10 protein-coding genes are annotated in these 13,217 nt (G+C 58.7%); 1 reads left to right on the forward strand and 9 read right to left on the reverse strand.

Annotated features, from left to right (window positions below; all coding sequences use genetic code 11):
* Positions 1-17: 17 nt before the first annotated feature.
* Positions 18-506: a WbuC family cupin fold metalloprotein gene (locus tag SCD_RS02115; RefSeq protein WP_009206780.1), complete on the reverse strand. Its 489-nt coding sequence runs from the start codon at positions 504-506 to the stop codon at positions 18-20.
* The gene (locus tag SCD_RS02120) at positions 503-2,119 is read right to left on the reverse strand and encodes a lipoyl protein ligase domain-containing protein (RefSeq protein WP_009206779.1); all 1,617 of its coding nucleotides are present in this window, start codon (positions 2,117-2,119) and stop codon (positions 503-505) included. Before SCD_RS02120 ends, SCD_RS02115 begins: the two co-directional genes overlap by 4 nt.
* Positions 2,120-2,288: 169 nt before the next feature.
* Between SCD_RS02120 and SCD_RS02125 the strand changes: the two genes are divergently transcribed.
* Positions 2,289-2,573 carry an AF1514 family protein gene (locus SCD_RS02125; RefSeq protein ID WP_009206778.1) on the forward strand — a complete coding sequence of 95 codons (285 nt, stop codon included), beginning with the start codon at positions 2,289-2,291 and terminating at the stop codon, positions 2,571-2,573.
* A gap of 140 nt (positions 2,574-2,713) precedes the next feature.
* Here SCD_RS02125 and SCD_RS02130 read toward each other — a convergent pair whose 3' ends face one another.
* From SCD_RS02130 to SCD_RS02160, 7 genes are all read right to left on the reverse strand, one after another.
* On the reverse strand, positions 2,714-4,210 hold the full coding sequence (locus tag SCD_RS02130; RefSeq protein ID WP_009206777.1) for a helicase HerA-like domain-containing protein: 1,497 nt from the start codon (positions 4,208-4,210) through the stop codon (positions 2,714-2,716).
* Between the two features lie 49 nt (positions 4,211-4,259).
* On the reverse strand, positions 4,260-7,121 hold the full coding sequence (locus SCD_RS02135; RefSeq protein WP_009206776.1) for a bifunctional diguanylate cyclase/phosphodiesterase: 2,862 nt from the start codon (positions 7,119-7,121) through the stop codon (positions 4,260-4,262).
* 230 nt (positions 7,122-7,351) lie between these two features.
* Positions 7,352-8,272 carry a U32 family peptidase gene (locus SCD_RS02140; protein WP_009206775.1) on the reverse strand — a complete coding sequence of 307 codons (921 nt, stop codon included), beginning with the start codon at positions 8,270-8,272 and terminating at the stop codon, positions 7,352-7,354.
* 54 nt (positions 8,273-8,326) lie between these two features.
* Positions 8,327-9,340: a ubiquinone anaerobic biosynthesis protein UbiU gene (gene ubiU / locus SCD_RS02145; RefSeq protein WP_009206774.1), complete on the reverse strand. Its 1,014-nt coding sequence runs from the start codon at positions 9,338-9,340 to the stop codon at positions 8,327-8,329.
* Positions 9,330-10,280 carry a TIGR01212 family radical SAM protein gene (locus SCD_RS02150; RefSeq protein ID WP_009206773.1) on the reverse strand — a complete coding sequence of 317 codons (951 nt, stop codon included), beginning with the start codon at positions 10,278-10,280 and terminating at the stop codon, positions 9,330-9,332. The genes ubiU and SCD_RS02150 overlap by 11 nt, the downstream gene beginning before the upstream one ends.
* A gap of 113 nt (positions 10,281-10,393) precedes the next feature.
* Positions 10,394-10,792, reverse strand: coding sequence for a hypothetical protein (locus SCD_RS02155; protein WP_009206772.1), 399 nt, complete (start codon positions 10,790-10,792; stop codon positions 10,394-10,396).
* Between the two features lie 12 nt (positions 10,793-10,804).
* Positions 10,805-13,210 carry a serine/threonine protein kinase gene (locus SCD_RS02160; RefSeq protein ID WP_009206771.1) on the reverse strand — a complete coding sequence of 802 codons (2,406 nt, stop codon included), beginning with the start codon at positions 13,208-13,210 and terminating at the stop codon, positions 10,805-10,807.
* Positions 13,211-13,217 lie beyond the last annotated feature (7 nt).

Here is a 13,217-nt window from a genome sequence, read left to right on the forward strand (position 1 = left end):
TCCTCCTTTGGTTTCCATCATATATATGCTGGCACGTTATCCCCCGCCTGAGCACGGTGATACCACCCCTCCAGCGATTCCGCCTGCACTCCTTCAGCGGGTGCCCAGGGAGCGTAGTTAGCCTCGGTGATCGTCGTATAAGGCCCCTGCTTGACTTCGAATACCACCGTGCCAGCTTTCAGAGACGCCACCGCGTGCCAGGTGTTGGCCGGGATTTCCACTGCGGTGACTTCTCCTCCTGCCGCCAGTTCGATCCGTTTCAGCACCTTTCCTCTATCGTCGAAAGTCAGCAGTGCCACGGCTCCGCTCAATATCAACAGGATTTCCCAGGTTTCCGGCTGCATATGGCGGTGCGGTCTGACGTAGGTGCCGGGTTCCATGGCGATGCACAGGCGCTGGACCGGATCGTCGAGCTGGGGGTGCAGGTTGTGGTGCGCCCGCTTGCGCGGCGAGGAGGCGGCCTGGTTGGAGAGGGTGGTGAGCAGAGTCTGGTCGATGCGTTTCATGCGCGCTTTCTGGTTTCGTTCAAAGGGGTCAATGGGATTATGCCCTGCGTCGGCTCGTCTGGCTGTGCTGGTACGTGTTGCATTACCTTGGCTAGCATGTCGGCATCGAGACTGGCCTCCGCCTGGAACTGGCCGGCGTAGGCCGCTTCTTCCTGCTTCAGCTCGTAGCAGTTGGCACCGCTGATGTCCATCAGCACTGCCGCCATGCCCGCCTCGCGGAAGGCGTAGTGGCGCTTGATGAAAAACTGGCTGCAGCAGGCGCCGACATAGGCCGCCACGCCAGCGCTCTTCATCTGGACTAGCGTGGCAGTGAGGTGTTCGTAGTGGGTGATGGTGGTCACCTGCATGTTGCGCTCGCGCGCCAGGCGGTAGGCATCGCCTACTTCGCATTTGCCACATTCCACGCAGTCGTCCTGATGGCGCCATTTGCACCAGGCCGGCTTGGCGCAGTAGGGCATCAGCATCACGGTAGCCTGCGCGAGGATGGCGGGGGTGTCGTGCGTGGTTTCGCTGCCTAGCACCATCAGGCTATTGGCCTGGGCCGGACTCAGGCCGAACTCCCGCTGCTGGTCGAGCTTGGCCAGCGCCAGCCGCAATACCCGGCACAGGTCCTCCGTCGCAAAGCCGAGCAGGTCGCAGGGGAAATCGGCAAAGAAAGCACGGGCCGTCGCTTCCGCCTCCGTTAGAGGCAGGCCGGCAAGCGTGCACTCCAGGCGCTCTAGCGCATCGGCCGGGTGCAGGTGCACATCGCCGGCGAATAGTATTCGATCAATGCGCTGCTGCCCCGCATCCGGCCACAGCCGCACTCGCAGTACACCGCCGGCAGTCTTGTGCAGGGCTTCGAGCGCGACATCGCTCGCCTCGCTCCATTCGGTTTCGCGGTTAGTGTCGTCATTCCCGTGCAAGCGGGAATCCACGGCTTCCATGCCAGCATCCGCAAAGCCCACCCCCAGCGCATCCGTGATCCCAAACCGTAGCGCCTGCTGCAGCACCGCATCCTCAGGTATTTTTCCGAGCAGATCCTTCAGCGTGATCAGCCGCTGGCGCGCGCTTTCCAGCCCGGTCACGGTCAGCTTCTCGGTCGGCACGCGCAGTGCTTCCAGCATGGTTTTGATGTCGGCGTCTATCAGCAGTGTCGCCTGCAGCAGCAGCGAATCGCCCGCCGTGGCGATGAAGGCGGAAGCCAGCTTGCGGCCGTCGATTTCCAGGTCGTTGGGCGCCTTGAAGAGAGCGTGGACACCGAGGTGTGCAAGCCCATCGGCGAGCGCCATACAGAAGCGAGAAAGAATGTCCTGCAGGCATCCCCATTGTGCCGGACGACGGATGATCAAGCTCAGGCCCAACTGGTTCTCATCGAGGTAAAGCGCCCCACCGCCACTGGCGCGGCGCACCACCTCGATGCCACGCGTGAGGCAGTAGTCCAGCCGGATCTCACGTTCCAGCGCCTGGTAGCGGCCGATGCTCGCTGCCGGCTGGTTGCGGTAAAAACGCAGCAGATCAGGGCGGTCGCCGCACGCGTGCAGGGTGAGCCAGTCCCGGTCGAAACCGGCATTCCAACTGGCGCGGTTCAGGCCGTCGTCGTGGCTAGCTATGATGCTGGAGGGCTGATTCAAGATGGAAGGCCTGGGGCTATGCGATGGATCAGAGTATAGCAGGAGAGAACGGAGAGCTTTATCGACAGACGCAGACAGATATTTGGTGTTTGTGCCGGGGCAGGAATTTGTCGTCGCTTATCGATGCGATGTATATTCCCCAGCAAGAACTTTATTATCGGAAACGCCCATGAAGACACTGCACATCGCTTCCACCGAAATCGCCCTCGACTTCAACGCCGCCATCAAACTCGCCGCGGTGATCGCCGACAATCTGACCGGCGAAAACATGCTGCTGTCGTGGTATGACCGCGACCGCGATCTGGAATCGCCGCGCGGCGTGAGTGAATGTCATGAAGGTTGCCCGGTCAAGGGGTTCTGGGATTACGGCCTCAATCATGGCGCGGAACTGGCGGTGAATTTCGATGACGGACGGTTCGTTTTTTGTTTTCAGCCGCTGGGGGAGTTTGAATGAATCGGTTTTCCGTCATTTAACTTATCGCCGCTCCGGAAATCTTCGGACAGCCGTGAGCTTCCCACGCAGAAAACATGCGTATCATGCACAACGGCAGGCACAGAGCGGGAGCATCTTATGCTGCACTTGAAACCAGGCCACTAACGTTTCCCACCCAGGATCGATCCCAGTACGCCACGGATAATTTGGCGTCCGAGTTGCGAGCCGATGGCGCGGGCGGCGCTTTTGATGGCGGCTTCGGCGACGCCCTGGCGGCGGCTGCCACCGCCCAGCATGTCGCCGATGCTGTCCAGCCAGCCGCCGCTTGCGGCCTTTTCGCCTGCGGCCTCGCTAGACGATGTGGCGGGCGAGGTACTCTGTTCGGCCCGCCCTTTCAGTTTTTCATAGGCGGATTCGCGATCCACCTCGGCTTCGTAGTGGCCGAATAGTACCGATTGTCTGATGATCGCCTGGCGCTGTTCGGGAGTGACGGGGCCAAGCTGGCTGCGCGGAGGAACAATCAGGGCGCGCTCCACCGGATGCGGGCGGCCTTTTTCATCGAGCAGGGAAACCAGGGCCTCGCCAACACCAAGCTCGGTAATGGCCGCTTCAACATTGAGACCCGGATTGGCGCGGAAGGTTTCCGCTGCGGCGCGCACGGCTTTCTGGTCACGCGGCGTGAAGGCGCGCAGGGCGTGCTGGATGCGGTTGCCGAGTTGGCCTAGCACTTTGTCCGGGATGTCGAGCGGGTTCTGGCTGACGAAGAAAACGCCCACCCCTTTGGAGCGGATCAGCCGGACCACTTGTTCGATCTTGTCCTGTAGCGCCTGGGGTGCGTCGTTGAAGAGCAGGTGGGCTTCATCGAAGAAAAACACCAGCTTGGGTTTGTCCACGTCGCCCACTTCCGGCAGCCTTTCATAGAGTTCCGACAGCATCCACAGCAGAAAAGTGGCGTAGATCTTGGGGGATTGCATCAGTCTGTCGGCGGCAAGGATGTTGATCATCCCCTGCCCTTTGGCATCGCACTGCATTAGGTCGTCGATATTCAGTGCCGGTTCGCCGAACAGCTGCTTGCCGCCTTCGGATTCCATCGTGATCAGACCGCGCTGGATGGCGCCGATGCTGGCAGCGGAGACATTGCCATACTGGGTGGTGAACTGTTTGGCGTTGTCGCCGACATGCCGCAGCATGGCCTGCAGGTCCTTGAGGTCGAGCAGCAGCAGGCCGTTGTCGTCGGCAATCTTGAACACCAGCGTTAGCACACCAGCCTGGGTGTCGTTGAGATTGAGCATGCGGGCCAGCAGCAGCGGCCCCATTTCGGAGATGGTGGCGCGTACCGGATGCCCTTGTTCGCCGAACACATCCCAGAATGTGACCGGGCAGCCGGCAAAGGAAAAGTCGGTGAGCCCCAGTTTTGCGATGCGCTCGACGATTTTGGGTTTTTCAGTGCCGGGTTGGCTGATGCCCGAAAGGTCGCCCTTGACGTCGGCCATGAACACCGGCACGCCGATGCGGCTGAAATTCTCCGCCATCACCTGCAGCGAAACCGTTTTCCCGGTACCGGTGGCGCCAGCGATGAGGCCGTGGCGGCTGGCCAGTTGCGGCAGCAGAAAAAGTTCCTGAGTATCGTTCTTGGCGATCAGGGATGGGGGGGTCATGGAAAGGCTCCGGTTTATTTCAGAATTTCTGAAATAGTACCACCCCACCTTAATTCAGCAACTCCTCAAACTGCTCCAGCGGGACTGGCTTGCTGAACAAATATCCCTGAAAGGCATGGCAGCCATGATGATCAAGGAATTCGCGTTGCGCTTCGGTTTCCACCCCTTCGGCAATGACGTTCAGCCCTAAAGCCTGTGACATTGCAATAGTGGCGTGCACAATGGCCGCATCGTTGGAGTCAAAAGCGATGTCGCGCACGAAGGATCGGTCGATCTTGATTTGGTCCAGCGGCAGGCGTTTCAGCTGGGACAGCGAAGAATAGCCCGTACCGAAGTCGTCCATCGAGAAACTCACGCCCAGTTTTTTTATTTCATGCATCTTGCCGATGGTGTCCTCGATGTTCTCCAGCACGACACTTTCGGTCAGTTCCAGTTTGAGCTGCGCAGGCGGCGCTCCGCTTTCCAGCAGCACGCGCTGCACCTGGGCAACGAAGTTGGCCTGATGGAATTGCCTGGCGCTGACGTTCACCGCCACCGTCAGGTCGCGGGTCAGCGCATCGCGTTGCCATGCTTTGAGCTGCGTGCAGGCGGTTTCCAGCACCCACAAACCGATCGGCACGATCAGTCCGGTTTCTTCGGCCAGCGGAATGAATTGATCAGGGAAAACCAGACCACGTTCGGGATGTGCCCAGCGCAACAGCACTTCCGCGCCCAGCGGACGGTGAAGGCGGTCCACCTGGATTTGATAGTACAGACGAAATTGCCGCTTCTCGAGGGCATGACGCAAATCCGCTTCCAGATCCGCACGCATATCCAATGCTGTTTGCATCTGCGGGTCAAAAAAGCGGATGGCATTGCGCCCTGCCGCCTTGGCCTGATACATGGCAACGTCAGCATGCTGGAGCAAATCGTCCACGCTCTCCAGATGGCCATGGAACAGACTGATGCCGATACTCGGTGTGGTGTGGCACTCGTACTCTTTCAGCGCATAAGGCTGACTTAGCTTGTTGCGAATCTTTTCTGCGACCAGTTCGGTGAGTGTGGCCGCCTCGTCCTGCCGGCTGCTCAGCTCTTCAAGGACCACCACAAATTCATCGCCGCCCAGCCGGGCCACACTGTCACCTTCGCGCACACAGGTCTGTAACCTGCGCGCCACCTCGATCAACAGCAGGTCGCCCATGGCATGACCCCGCGTATCATTGATGATCTTGAAATGATCCAGATCCAGAAATAGTAATGCACCATGCCGGCCGCTACGTGCGCTGACTGCCATCGCCTGCTGCAAACGGTCCATTAACAAGCGACGATTCGGCAGTTGGGTCAGAGGGTCGTAAAAGGCCAGTTGATGAATTTCCTGTTCCGACTGTTTGCGCTGACTTATGTCGGTAAACACGGCCACATAATTGGAGACTTGCTGATTGTCATCGTAAACCGCCGTAATGGTCATGGATTTGGGATAGATCTCGCCATTCTTGCGCTTGTCCCAGACCTCGCCAGACCACTTGCCGGTATCGCGTAATGCTGCCCACATGGCCTGATAGAAAGCCGCATCGTGGCGACCGGACTGCAGGATGCGCGGGTTTTGCCCGATGACTTCTTCTTTACTGTAGCCGGTAATCTCCTGAAAAGCCGGATTGACGCGCATAATTTTTGCGTCAGAATCGGTGATCAGAATAGCTTCCTGGGTTTCGAAGGTAATAGCGGCAATCCGCATCTCCTCTTCGAGATGCTTGCGCTCCGTGATATTTTCATAAATGCCCAACACCCCAAATATCTCGCTATCAGCCAGCGGCGCTTTGCTGGTATCCAGCCAGATATGCGCGCCACCGGCGTTGTGTTGCTGTTCGATGATGTGAATTTTGGCGGCGTTGTTGCTCATTACCTCGTGGTCGTCGGCTCGATAGGCTATGGATTCTTCATGCGTCCAGGGCATATCAAAATCGGTTTTTCCGATGATCTCGTTGGGGTGTGCCAAACCCGCGTCCCTGGCGAAAATCCGGTTGCATCCGAGGAACACGCTGTTGCTGTCCTTCCAGAATATCGCCTGGGGTACCGTATCCAGAATGAGGTTGAGCATGCCCTTGCTTTCGCGTAGCTCCCGGGTCATTTCGGCAGCCATTTGCTGTGCACGTTGCTCTAGTGCGGCATGTGCGGCTTGCAGCTGCGCCAGGGCCAGCGAGTTTTGTCGCACCATGCGCTGATCAAACAAAGTGGCGAGAATGCCGCCACCAAACCAGAACAGCGAAGTCAGCGACACCAGCATGGCAAGAATATTCGGCTCGATACGCAACCCACTGGCGAGGCACATGCTGCCGGGTGGAATGATTATTCCCAGCAGGGAGGTGTAGTGCATCCCGGAAATCGCCAAACCCATGATCACTGCACCCAATACAAAACGCAGTAACGGGCGTAACTTGATGTGCTCACCCTGATACATCATTAGTAATGCGCCCCATGAAGCGATGATTGCAATGGCAATGGACAGGGCAAAAGACAATGGGTTGTAACCAATGTCCGGTGACATCTTGAGTGCGGCCATGCCGGTGTAGTGCATCGCGCTGATGCCCGCACCCATCACTAGTCCGCTGACTAATATGAGCCTGGTGCTGATGCGGATTTCTCGCAGCACCCTGAAGCCCAACAGGGTAGCGAGAATGACCGGCAGGACGGAAAGGAGGGTCAGCGTAAGGTCATAAGCAATGGGGATGGGCAGGTGAAACGCCAACATGCCGATAAAGTGCATGGACCAGACTGCCAGGCCCAAGGTAATACTACCCGAGACCATCCAGAGTGTTGCCGCACGACCACTGCTCTCACGCATGCGTTGCGCATGGGTAAGCGCGGTGAACGACCCAATCATGGCCACCAGGATGGATAAAAATACCAGGGAATAATTCCAGGTAATATGCATTGCTTTAGCCCTGTTAACTGCGGATTAAATCACCCGGCGCAACCCCTGTTTGGCAAGCTCGTGCCATCGGGATCTTGCATTAACGGTCAGAAATGGGAGGGTAGCCTTATTTTATCCCATTTCCATAGAATGCCTATGGCAGGATAAGGCAAAGCTGGTCCTGCCGTATATAGGGGAACCCCTGGTTTTCAGGTAACGGCGTGGGAGGCAGAGGCAGTCCAGCCGAAGTGTCAGGCCGCATCCTCAGCCGAAGACGCTTGCAGATAGCTCTGTTCGATGCCCGGTCGACCATGCCAGTAGCCGTCGCAGGCCTGGTCGGGCATGAGCTTGGTCATCTGCTGGTTGGCCGTTTGGGCGGGGAGGCGATTGTCCATGACTTCGCGGAACAATCTGAGAATTTTTGCAGTGAAAAATGCCTGCGGGCTGACGCGTACCACATCGACGCCGGTTTCGCGCATCGCATTGAGTTCGCCGATCAGGTTGTAGACGCTGGCGGACTGGGTTTGGGTGCCGTTCAGGGCGAGGAAGGGCTGGCCTTCACGGGTTTTCAGGGTGAGTCCGTTGACGTAGTCCATGCAGCGGAACTGGCAGTCGTCCTTGGGCAGGTTGTGGTGACGGGCGGTAAAGCAGCGCGCCGAGAAGGCCAGCGGCAGACGGCCGTAGGCGAATACCTCGGTTTCCAATCCGGATGGGCGGTCGCGCAGCATGTGGCCGAGCGCGTCGCGCGACATTTCTACCGGCATGACCCAGCGCTTCGCTCCGAGTTCAGCCAGCAGGGCCAGCGTTTGCGGGTTGTAGGTATTGATGTGGGGGCCGGCGACGAAGGGGAGCTTGGCGGCTGAGAGCAGATGAACTGCACCCATATCGTTGGCTTCCACCATGAATTTGCCGTTACCGGCGATGCGGCGCAGGGTCTTCAGGTCGGATTCCGACTCGATCAGTGCCTGGCTGGAGAGCACCACTTCTTTACCGGCAGCGGCGAGCTTATCCGCGATTTCAAGCCAGTCTTCGGTGCGCAGGGTGTGGCGGCGCGAACAGACGGTTTCGCCGAGATAGACGGTATCCACCGGAGAGGCGGCGATTTCGTCGTAGAAACTGAAGGTGGTTTCGCGTTCCCAGTAGTAGAGGATGGGGCCGAGTGCTAGTTTCATGTTGTATTCTCTTTAAAATCTTTGCTCACCGCGTCCTTTGCGGTTAATTGCAGTTTATTTCCATGGCCGGTGATACGCGCCCAGGGTGTTCTGCTGTCCTTCGGCGACCTTGTTCAGTTGCGCCATCCACGCCGGGTTGACGGCATAGCTGTCCGGCGCGCGTTTGGCGGAGTCGATGGCGGAGCGCCATACCTTGGTGACCTGTTCGACATAGGCGGGGCTGCGTTGGCGGCCTTCGATCTTGATCGCGGCGATGCCCATGGCGATCATCTCCGGTAGCATCTCCAGGGTGTTCAGGCTGGTCGGCTCTTCGATGGCGTAGTAGGTTTCGTTATTGACTTCGAAACGGCCCTTGCACAGGGTTGGGTAGCCGGCGTTTTCATCCTTGCCGTAGCGGTCGAGCAGGATGCCGTTAAGCCGCGATTCCAGGCCGGTGGGAGTTTGTTCCCAGCGTACTGCCTTGGCTGGCGAGCAGACGCCGCAGGTGTTGGGCGATTCGCCGGTGGCATAGGAAGATAGCGCGCAGCGCCCTTCGACCATGACGCACAGGCCGCCGAAGCCGAACAGTTCGATTTCCACCGGGGTGTTCTTCACCACCTGTTCGACCTGGGCCAGCGACAGCACGCGCGGGATGACCGCGCGCTGGATGCCGAAGTGTTCGTGGTAGAAGTTGATCGCCTCGTAGTTGGTGGCGGAACCCTGCACCGATAGGTGCAGGCGCAGATTCGGGTAGTTCTTCGCTGCGTAGCGCATCAGGCCGGGGTCGGCCAGGATGACGGCGTCGATGCCGAGTTCCACTGCGTTATCCACCGCCGCCTGCCAGCGTTCCCATGTGTCGGACTGCGGGAAGGTGTTGAGCGCAAGCAGCACCTTGGCCCCCTTGGCGTGGGCGTAGCGCACGCCTTCGCGGGCGCTGGCCTGGTCGAAGTTCAGCCCGGGGAAGGCGCGCGCATTGGTGTTGTCCTTGAAGCCCATGTAGACGCAGTCGGCGCCGTTATCGACTGCGATTTTCAGGGCGGGCAGGTTGCCTGCTGGGCAGACCAGTTCGAGAGAGGCTTTAGGCGACATGTCTGAGTTCTTCCTTGGTTATGGGGCGGGCAAACTGTCCCTGGCGGGTGTCCCGCCTTCTCAGTTCCTGCTCGATCTTGTTGAGTACATCCCATTTCTTCGAACACCAGTCGGGGGCAAGCAGGATATCCCTGGATGCGGTGCCGGTGACGCGGTGAAAGACAATATCCTCCGGCGTGCGTTCGATCAGGTCGGAGACGATGCGGGTGTAGTCTTCCTGGCTCAGCGGCTGGTATTCGCCGCGCCGCCATTCCTGGGCAAGCACGGTATGCTTGACGACATGCAGTGGGTGCAGTTTGAGTCCGTCCACACCGTGCTCGATTACGGTATCCAGGCTGGCGTGGTAGTGCTCCTCGGTTTCGCCGGGCAGGCCGACGATCAGGTGGGCACATACCGGGATACCTCGTTCGCGGGCCGCGGTCGTGGTGGTGAGGTATTCGGCCAGGCCGTGGCCGCGGTTAACCTTGTCCAGGGTTTCATCGAAGGCGGATTGCAGGCCGAGCTCAAGGACGACTTCGACGCCGCGCTCGCAGTATCCGGCGAGCAGGTCGAGCACCTCCGGCGGCACGCAGTCGGGGCGGGTGCCGACGGAGAGCCCGATCACGTCGGGCTCTGCCAGGGCTTCTTCGTACATCGCGCGTAATTGTTCGATCTTGGCGTAGGTGTTGGTATAGGCCTGGAAGTAGGCGATAAATTTTTTGGCGCGGGTGCAGCGGGTGATGGCGGCCCTTCCCGAAGTCAGTTGCTCTTGCAGGGTCGGCGGCTTGCGCCCGTTGGGGCTGAACGATTCGTTGTTGCAGAAGGTGCAGCCGCCGATGCCCTTGCTGCCATCGCGGTTGGGACAGGTCAGGCCGGCGTCGAGGGCGATCTTGTGCACGCGCTCGCCGTGGCGTCGCAGCAGGAGCTGCCCATAGGTGTGTATACGGTCGGAAAGAACCATCGGGTGTCGGTTTCTGCCAGCTAAAATCTATTCGGATTTAAAGGTCGATAAAGGCCGTTCAGGCTAGCATGACTGCCCGAAAGCATCAACCCTGCCGGGTCAAGAAAGATGAATCAGGTCTGGCACAGCGGGCGGTTGTCCGGATTCTCTACGTTGCGGGCGATGGTGGTGGCGAGTTGGTGGATTTCGTCGATACTCAGACAGCCCATCAGCCGGTTCATCATCTCCGGCTCGATGCGGATCGCGCAGGTACGGCCGTCGATCAGAGTGATGTTGATGGAAGTGTTGTGCTTGAGGCCGGGCTCGGTTTGTTCCACCATCTCGGCTTGCTCGTCGAGCAGGTGGGCGTAATAGGTGTCCAGCCGGTTGTCGAGTTCCTCGTCGAGATCTTCTGGAACGGCCACGATCAGCCCCATGTTGTCGCTGCGTTCTTCGCAGCCGGCACCGATCAGGCGTGCGAATTCGGCGAAGCGTTCGGCCAGTTCGGCGTTGAAGAAAATATATTCCATCATGATGTTGTCTTCCTAGGTGATATGTTTGAAAGCGAGCGCGGCCTGGTTGCGCAGTGCGTGCAGCAGGCAGAGTTCTTTTCGGGACAGGGCGATGTCGCCGGCATGCTTCTTATCGGCATAGATCAGCGCTACCGGGATGTTGTTGAGTGAAAGCGGAAGCAGGATGAAGGTCTGGGCGGAAACGGACTTGCGATACCAATCCGGAATGCTTGCCCTGATCTTCGGGGCGTTGATGTCGGCGATCAGGATGTCGGAATTTTCGCTCAGCACGGCATGAAACACGTCATTTGAGGGTTGTAGAGGGAATTTGAAATCGCGGGTAATTTGCGCGATATCCGGGCCCAATCCGAAGCGCCCGGTCATGGAGTCTGTTTTGCGATCCTTGATGCACAACAGGACATGCTGAAATCCCATGCCCTGATGGAGTATTTCCAACACCATGTGCAGAAGGGTATTCAGGGGGGTGTTATCGAGCAGGGCCTGGCTGATGTTCTGGAGCCCTTCGGCCAGAATGATCTGGCTGTCGAATCGTTCGTCCTCGTTATTTGCGTTGGCTGATGAGCGGCGCTCCGCGAGTATTCCCGGTGCAGAGGCGGTGTTGAGGACGGTGGGGGAATCGTCATCGGCAGTGCTTTCCAGGTATTCCGCTCCGCCAGCCCAATCGATGAGGGCTTTGCCGAATTGACTGTAGTGCAGGTTGAGGTGGATCGTGCCGGCGTATTGAATGGCTTCTTCCACGGCTTTTTCCAGGGCCGTGTCCATTTGTTTTTCGGTCAGGCGCACGGCGTCTTCGAAGCGGCGCGTGACTGTCTGGATCGCGCTCGCCCGGTTGTCGTGCGAGGTGTCGGCGATGGCCTCGCATAGCTCGTTGGCATGGGCTGCGATAAGGTGCGGCATGTCGTAGGGGGTGTCTTTCCGGATTTTTCCTGACGGTAGCTGGCGCATGCTTTCCACGATCTGGTCAGGAAAGCCCCAGATGCGTGCGATCTCCATGCCCAGATTCTGGTAGGAAATGCCTAGCACCTGGGTGGCTGCGACCTCCTCGCTATACTCCTTTTGCGCCATGGTTTTTTCGATTTCCCTGGTTTCTTCGGGAAAGTAGAACAGCGATAGCATTCGCCCAAGATGGTGGAACATGGCGCAGATGAAGACTTCTTCGGCATCCCCCCGCGCCATGACATTGGTAGCAATTTCCTTGGCCAGAATGGCGCTGAACAGGGCGCGCAGGAATTCATCCTTGAGCTGGGTGACGAGTGCCTTGTTCTGCATGTGATCGAACAGCATCAGGGTGACTGCGAGGTTGCGCAGCGCATCCAGGCCAAGGATGACGACTGCGCGCGAGACGGTGGCGATCTTGCCGCTGTCATGCTGGCCGTAGTAGGCTGAATTGACCAGCCTGAGAATCTTGTTGGTGAGCGCGACATCCTTGAGGATGGCGCGCGACAGCTTTTCGAAACTGTCCTGCCCGCCTGATGCGATGATTTTGTTGATGACACTGACCGATTCGGACAAGGCGGGGAAATCGCTCTTGTAGCGCATGCGCCGGAGCAGGAAATCCACTGTGCTTTTGCGCGATTGTTCCGAGAGTATGGGCAGGCCATTCGCATCCATCACCATGTAGGCGTGCAGCGCGTCGCGCATTTCCTGCGCGCTGGTGTAGCGATCGAGCGGGTTCGGCGCCAGTGCCTTGAGGATGATGTCGCCGAGTTTTTCGTCGATGAATTCGCTGGCTTCGGCGGGGTTGAAAATCGGCCCGCTCACGATCTTGTTGAGGATCTGGAAAATGTCGTTGCCTTGCACCGCACGTTTGCCGGTAATCATTTCGCAGAGGATCAGGCCGGTGGCGAAGATGTCGCCTTCGATGCTGACTTCGCGGGTGTTGATATACTCCGGCGACATGTAGGTGGGTGTGCCCATCAGGTCGTTGCCCTGGTGAGCTGCGCCGCTGATTTTGGTGGCGATGCCGAAGTCCATCACGCGCGGAATGCCTTCCAGGTTTATCAGAATGTTGGAAGGTTTGAGATCGCGGTGGATGATCTGGTGCTGGTGGGCGTGAGAGATGGCGTCGAGCACCTGCTGGATGATCTGGATGGCGCGCAGAACGGGCAGGGCACCCCCTTCCTTCAACTGCGCAGCCAGGGTTTTGCCTTCGACGTATTCGAACACCAGATAGGGGTTGCTGTCGTGCTCCCCGGCCTCGAAGATCGGCACAATGTTGGGGTGCTGCAACCGGCTGACCGTGTGCGATTCCTGGATCAGCGCCCCGATCTTGAGATCCCGGTCCTCCTGCTGGGCAAAATGCACGGTTTTGATCGCCACCTCGCGCTGAAGTTGCGGGTCAAAGGCCAGATAGACCACGCTCTGAGCTCCTCTGCCCAGAATGCGCAGAACCTCGAATCTGCCGATGTTTTGTAACATGCCGACG

The sequence above is a fragment of the Sulfuricella denitrificans skB26 genome (assembly GCF_000297055.2).
GTDB classification, from domain to species: Bacteria; Pseudomonadota; Gammaproteobacteria; order Burkholderiales; family Sulfuricellaceae; genus Sulfuricella; species Sulfuricella denitrificans.

What these genes read in the sequence shown, in the direction of transcription:
- ubiU (WP_009206774.1), bottom strand. Translation starts at nt 9,340, where the DNA reads ATGTCGCCTAAAGCCTCTCTCGAACTGGTCTGCCCAGCAGGCAACCTG.
- SCD_RS02135 (WP_009206776.1), bottom strand. Translation starts at nt 7,121, where the DNA reads ATGCATATTACCTGGAATTATTCCCTGGTATTTTTATCCATCCTGGTG.
- SCD_RS02115 (WP_009206780.1), bottom strand. Translation starts at nt 506, where the DNA reads ATGAAACGCATCGACCAGACTCTGCTCACCACCCTCTCCAACCAGGCC.
- SCD_RS02140 (WP_009206775.1), bottom strand. Translation starts at nt 8,272, where the DNA reads ATGAAACTAGCACTCGGCCCCATCCTCTACTACTGGGAACGCGAAACC.
- SCD_RS02130 (WP_009206777.1), bottom strand. Translation starts at nt 4,210, where the DNA reads ATGACCCCCCCATCCCTGATCGCCAAGAACGATACTCAGGAACTTTTT.
- SCD_RS02155 (WP_009206772.1), bottom strand. Translation starts at nt 10,792, where the DNA reads ATGATGGAATATATTTTCTTCAACGCCGAACTGGCCGAACGCTTCGCC.
- SCD_RS02150 (WP_009206773.1), bottom strand. Translation starts at nt 10,280, where the DNA reads ATGGTTCTTTCCGACCGTATACACACCTATGGGCAGCTCCTGCTGCGA.
- SCD_RS02125 (WP_009206778.1), top strand. Translation starts at nt 2,289, where the DNA reads ATGAAGACACTGCACATCGCTTCCACCGAAATCGCCCTCGACTTCAAC.
- SCD_RS02160 (WP_009206771.1), bottom strand. Translation starts at nt 13,210, where the DNA reads ATGTTACAAAACATCGGCAGATTCGAGGTTCTGCGCATTCTGGGCAGA.